Here is a 4,990-nt window from a genome sequence, read left to right as displayed (position 1 = left end):
CGTACGGCGTGTGCCGGGAGCCGGGCGGACGGGTGGTGCTGGTGCGGGGATCCGCGCTGGCCGACTTTCCGGGGGTGTGGTCGCTGCCCGGCGGAGGGTTGGAGCACGCCGAGCACCCGGCGCACGCGGTGGTCCGCGAGGTCACCGAGGAGACCGGGCTGACCGTCGAGGTGGCCGGGGTGCGGGCGGTGGTGGCCGACGTGGTGCCGTACCCCGACCTGGGCGTCGCGCTGCACACCGACCGGATCGTCTTCGACCTCGCGGTGACCGGCGGGACACTGCGGGACGAAGCGGACGGCACCACCGACCTCGCGCGCTGGCTGGCCCCGCACGAGATCGCCGAGCTACCGCTGCTGCCGTTCACCGCCGAGCTGCTCGGCGTGCCGGTCACGCCGCTGCCGCCCGACGCCGTGCGGCGGCGCGGGCCGTTCCCCCCGCCACCGGCCGACCGGCGGCAGCGCTTCGGCGCGTATGGGCTGGTCACCGACCCGGCTGGGCGGGTGCTGCTGACGATGATCGCGGACGGCTATCCGGGCGCCGGCCGCTGGCACCTGCCGGGCGGCGGGACCGACCACGGCGAGCAGCCGATCCCCGCCCTGCTGCGGGAGCTGGTCGAGGAGTCCGGCCAACTCGGCCGGGTGGTCGAGCTGGTCGGCGTGGACAACCTGCACAACCCCGCCGCCCTTGGCCCGGAGGGGCGCCCGCTGGACTGGCACGGGGTCCGGGTGATCTACCGGGTGGCGGTCGACACCCCGACCGAGCCGCGGGTGACCGAGTTGGCCGGTGGTTCGACCGCCCGCGCCGGCTGGTTCACCCCGGAGCAGCTCGCCGGCCTCCCGCTCACCGAGGTCGCGGCCCGGGTGCTCGACCGCCGGCACTGAACCGGGCGGACGCCGGTCGGTACTGTCCCCCGCCGCCGTGCCCGAAACGGACAGCGGGGTCGACGGCACTCGCGGCTGGTCGAGCCGGATCGGCGGGTTCCGGTACATTTGAGGTGGGGCTGGGGCGAGAAACGGGCGATGGGGCCCGGAATGGGACAAGAGAGCGGTTCGTGCGGTTAAGACAGATATAAGTACCGCCGGCAGCTATCGCCAATCCCCGTTCACCTATGCGATGGTGTACTCCGCAAAACGGCTGCCGGGCCAGAGAGGTCCGGCACGAGACAGCCGGACACCCGCCCCATGGCGGCAGCCGATCCGGTGATGGAGGAAACGTGCCGAGAGCCCCCTGGCGCCGGCGTCGTACGACTGACAGTCCGCGTCCCGCAGGGCGTCGCTGGGCGGGCCCGCTGCGCCGCAGCAGCACGTTCGCCCGCCAGGTGCTGCTGGTCCGGGTGGGACGCCGCGACGGCGACCTGCGGCCGGTGACCGACGTGTCGCTGCCCGAGCACCGCTACGCCGACCGGCCGCGCCGCCGGTACGGCCTGGCCCGGTTCGACCGGGCCGAGATCGAGGCGGTCGTCCCGGTCAGCCCCGCCGTGGCACCGATCCCGGTCGACGAGTCGCCGGCGACGGCGGTCCCGCTGCTGCCCGGTGAGCAGACGGTCGCCCGGCGGATGAAGTTCGCCGTGGTCAACGCGTGCACCCTGGCCAGCCTCCTGCTCGGCATGCTGGCGATCTTCCTCGCCATGCAGGGCGAGGTGCGCGTCGCCGCGCTCTGCCTGATCGCCTGCGTCGCCTTCGACGGCCTGGACGGCGCGCTGGCCCGCAAGCTCGGCGTGGCCAGCCCGTTCGGTGCGCAGATGGACTCGCTGGCCGACATGTGCTCGTTCGGCCTCGCCGCGCCGGTGGTGGTCTACGCCTCGCTCGCCGGTTCGGTCTCCACCCGGGCCGCGGCGGTGGCCTGCGCCCTGGTCGCGGCGTGCGCGGCGATCCGGCTGGCCCGGTTCAACGTCTCGCCCAAGGACGGCCGGTTCTTCTGCGGCGTGCCCACCACCATGGCCGCGGCGGTGCTGGCCCTGGCCGTCGCCATCGGGCTGCCGGTGCCGGGCGCGGTGCAGGTGGCCGGCGTCGGGCTGCTCGCCTTCGCGATGGTGTCCAGCTTCCCGTACGCCAAGCTCGCCCGGCTGGTCAAGCTGCCGCCGTGGCTCTGGCTGGCTCCGGTGATCGGCGCACTGATCGACATCCGGCTCACCTTCGCCCTGGTCGTGGTGGGCTACCTGGCCAGCGGCCCGGTGCTCTGGCTGCGCCAGCGCCGCACCGCCTGACCCCCCGTACGCGAGAAAGGGCGCCGCGAACCGCGACGCCCTTTCCTCATCCGCCTCCTGCGTCAGCGCCAGCGGGCGATGACGGACGACCCGCCGACCACCTTGTCACCCGGCCCGACCAGCGGCTCCGCCGCCTCGGCCGGCAGGTAGACGTCGGTGCGGGAGCCGAACCGGATCAGGCCGAAGCGCTCGCCCTTGGCCAGCAGTGCGCCGATCGGCGCCCGCTGGACGATCCGCCGCGCGATCAGGCCGGTCCGCTGCGCCACGACCACCGTGCCGTGCGCCGTGTCCAGCACCGTGTACGCCGCCACGTTGTGCTCCGCGTCCGGCTTCATCGCATTGACGAATCCGCCGTCGGCCACGAAGTAGTCGACCACCTTGCCGGCCACCGGTGCCCGGTTGACGTGCACGTCCAGCACCGACAGGAAGACCGCGATCCGTAGCCACTCGCCGTCGCCGAAGCGTTCGTCGTGCAGCCGCTGCACCGACAGCACCTGGCCGTCGGCGGCCGCGACGACGGCCGACGCGTCCTCCGGCACATCCCGCTCCGGGTCCCGGAAGAAGGCGGCCACCGGGGCAGCGGCCAGCGCGGGCAGCAGCCAGAGCTTGGACTTCGGCCGGGTCAGCCGGGCCAACGCCGCCAGCCCGAGGGCGATACCCGCGGCGGCCACGCCGTTGGAGTCGATGTGCATATCGCGGGTCAGCGGCACGCTGGAGGGACGGTGGGCCGGAGCCAGCCGGGCGGCCGACGCCGCGTCGGCCGGGGTGAACCGGAGCCGGTGCACCCGCAGCGGCGGGGTGTTGCGCAGCACCAGATCGCTGCCGACGCCGTACAGCGCGGCCTGCCGGTCCAGCTCGGCGGCCGCCCCGGCGGTGCGGCCCGGCGTGGCCGCCGTCGCCACGCTCAGCACCGCGCCGTCGGTCAGGTACTTCGTCAGGCCCTCGATCGCGGCGCGGGTCTCCTCGGGCGTGCCGGTGAACGGCTCACCGGCGACGACCACCTCGGCGGCCTCGGCCTCGGCGAGGGTGTCGACGACGCGGACCCGGTCGGCGACCCACCGGCCCTGCGCGGTGACGTGCTCGCGCAGGGCGGCGGAGCTGGTCGCCCCGGCCGGGACGACGGTGAGCCGGTCGCCGGGCAGCAGCGCGTCGATCGCCGCGGCCAGCACCGCGGACTCCGGTGCCGCGCCGACCAGCAGGGCGGGCTTCGGGTCGTTGATCCGGGCGAGTTCGGTGACCAGGGTGCGGGCGGCTCGCTCGCCGATGCGGACCGGACCGGACCGGCCGGAGGTGCGCACGGCGGGGGACTGGGTCATGTCGGACGGGCTCCTGACGGGGTAGCGACGGGGAATCGCGGCGGGACCGCCGCGGCGGCACGGGCCGGCCGGCGGAGGCGAGATCTCCACCGGCCAGCATAGGCGGCCCCGGGCGTGGGCCGCACCGCCGCGGTCAGCCGCGCGGCCACTCCGGGCCGGCCGGCGGCCCGCTCGTCGGCTCGGACCCCGACCGCTCCGTCCCGCTCACCGGCCGGTCCTCGACCGCCTCGGCCGGAACGTCCTCGACCGCCTCGGCCGGCCACTCGTCGGCTTCCTCCCGGCCGTCCTGCCCGTCGGTGCGGCGATCCGCCGCCACCCCGCCCGTCGGCGCGGACACGTCCCACTCCGTCCGCCCGGTACCCCACCCGGCCTCCGGGTCACCCGGGGCCGGCCAGTCGGCGTCCCCGCCGGAGGCGCCGGAGACCGGCCCGGCCGCCCACGCCGTCGGCTCCGGGGCCGGGGTCGTGCCGGGCGTGACGTCGGCCGGCACGCCCGCCGGCGCGGCCTGGTCGGCGGACCGGCCGGAGCGCAGCGCACCGACCAGGCCGAGCACGCCGACCAGGATCAACGCGCCGGCCAGGAACCAGCCGACCGGCGGCAGGGCGAGCCCGAGCAGTTGGGCGAGCAGCCACCACGCGGCGAGCGCGAGGAAGATCAGCCCGAAGGCGAACGACACGATGTCCGTGCGGTGGGCCTTCACCGGGTCACCTCCAAGTTGCCGGCGTTGACGTGGATGTTCAGCCGCAGCTTGCCGCCGCCGGCGCCGTCCGGGCCGAGGTCGACCGTTTCTCGCAGTGGGCCGTCCAGCCCGCCGGACCGCCGCCCGAAGATGCTCGCGTCCCCGGCGTTGACGTCGGCCACGGTGGTGACGTCGACGTTCGGCGGTACCACAACGGTGGCCTCGCCGAAGTTGATGGCGACGGTGATCTCGGTGTCCGTGCCGGTGAAGTCGACCGCGCGCAGGTCGAGCACGGCGTCGCCGAAGCTGTTCTCGTACCGGACAGCGAGGTCACGGTGGTCGGTCGGGGCCCAGGTCACCGCGCCGTCCACCCCCCGGATCCGGTCGTACGACTCGGCGACCGTCGCCACGGCCAGGGCGGCGGTGGTCACCAGGCCGAGCGCGATCAGCCAGCGGGCCCGGCCGAACCAGGTGCCGACCAGCAGGCCGCCCCCGATCGTGGCCAGCGCCGCCGCGAAGTACGCCGAGGCGCCGACGTCGAAGACGTCCAGCAGGTCGAGGATCGCGACCAGGCCCAGGGCGAGGAAGATCAACGAGAAGGTCGCCGCGCCCAGTGGCGAGCGCTCGCGGGGCCGCTTCGGCGGTTTCGGCGGCTTGGGCGGCTTCGCCGGCGGGTACGCCCCGGCCTGCCCGGCGTACGGCCCGTGCGGGGCGAACGGCGGCCGGTAGGCCGGCGGCAGGGGCGCGGTGACGGGGTGACCGGTGGCCGGGCCGGCGGCGGCCCCGGCC

The 4,990-nt window shown here is 75.5% G+C and carries 4 protein-coding genes and 1 pseudogene; 2 read left to right on the top strand and 3 right to left on the bottom strand.

Annotated features, from left to right (window positions below):
• Nucleotides 1–881 (top strand): NUDIX hydrolase (locus tag C1I99_RS29270; RefSeq protein WP_111137418.1); only part of this gene is annotated, 881 nt, incomplete at its 5' end.
• Between the two features lie 407 nt (nucleotides 882–1,288).
• Nucleotides 1,289–2,206, top strand: a complete 918-nt coding sequence (locus C1I99_RS29265; RefSeq protein ID WP_111137417.1) for a CDP-alcohol phosphatidyltransferase family protein — start codon at nucleotides 1,289–1,291, stop codon at nucleotides 2,204–2,206.
• A gap of 62 nt (nucleotides 2,207–2,268) precedes the next feature.
• Here C1I99_RS29265 and C1I99_RS29260 read toward each other — a convergent pair whose 3' ends face one another.
• The 3 genes and pseudogenes from C1I99_RS29260 to C1I99_RS29250 form a co-directional block, all read right to left on the bottom strand.
• Nucleotides 2,269–3,522 carry a phosphatidylserine decarboxylase gene (locus C1I99_RS29260; protein ID WP_111137416.1) on the bottom strand — a complete coding sequence of 418 codons (1,254 nt, stop codon included), beginning with the start codon at nucleotides 3,520–3,522 and terminating at the stop codon, nucleotides 2,269–2,271.
• 442 nt (nucleotides 3,523–3,964) lie between these two features.
• A pseudogene (locus C1I99_RS29255) lies at nucleotides 3,965–4,222 on the bottom strand (hypothetical protein); the annotation flags it as partial.
• Nucleotides 4,219–4,990: LiaF domain-containing protein (locus C1I99_RS29250; protein ID WP_233512782.1), on the bottom strand; the 772-nt coding region annotated here is incomplete at its 5' end. The pseudogene C1I99_RS29255 and the gene C1I99_RS29250, both read right to left, overlap by 4 nt.

The organism is Micromonospora deserti (genome assembly GCF_003236335.1).
In the GTDB taxonomy this organism is placed as follows: Bacteria; Actinomycetota; Actinomycetes; order Mycobacteriales; family Micromonosporaceae; genus Micromonospora; species Micromonospora deserti.
The sequence above is the reverse complement of the archived record's forward strand: the minus strand, read 5'-3'. Positions and strand labels throughout refer to the sequence as shown.

Excerpts from the sequence above, each read along its gene's own strand:
- C1I99_RS29260 (WP_111137416.1), bottom strand. The coding sequence starts at position 3,522 with ATGACCCAGTCCCCCGCCGTGCGCACCTCCGGCCGGTCCGGTCCGGTC.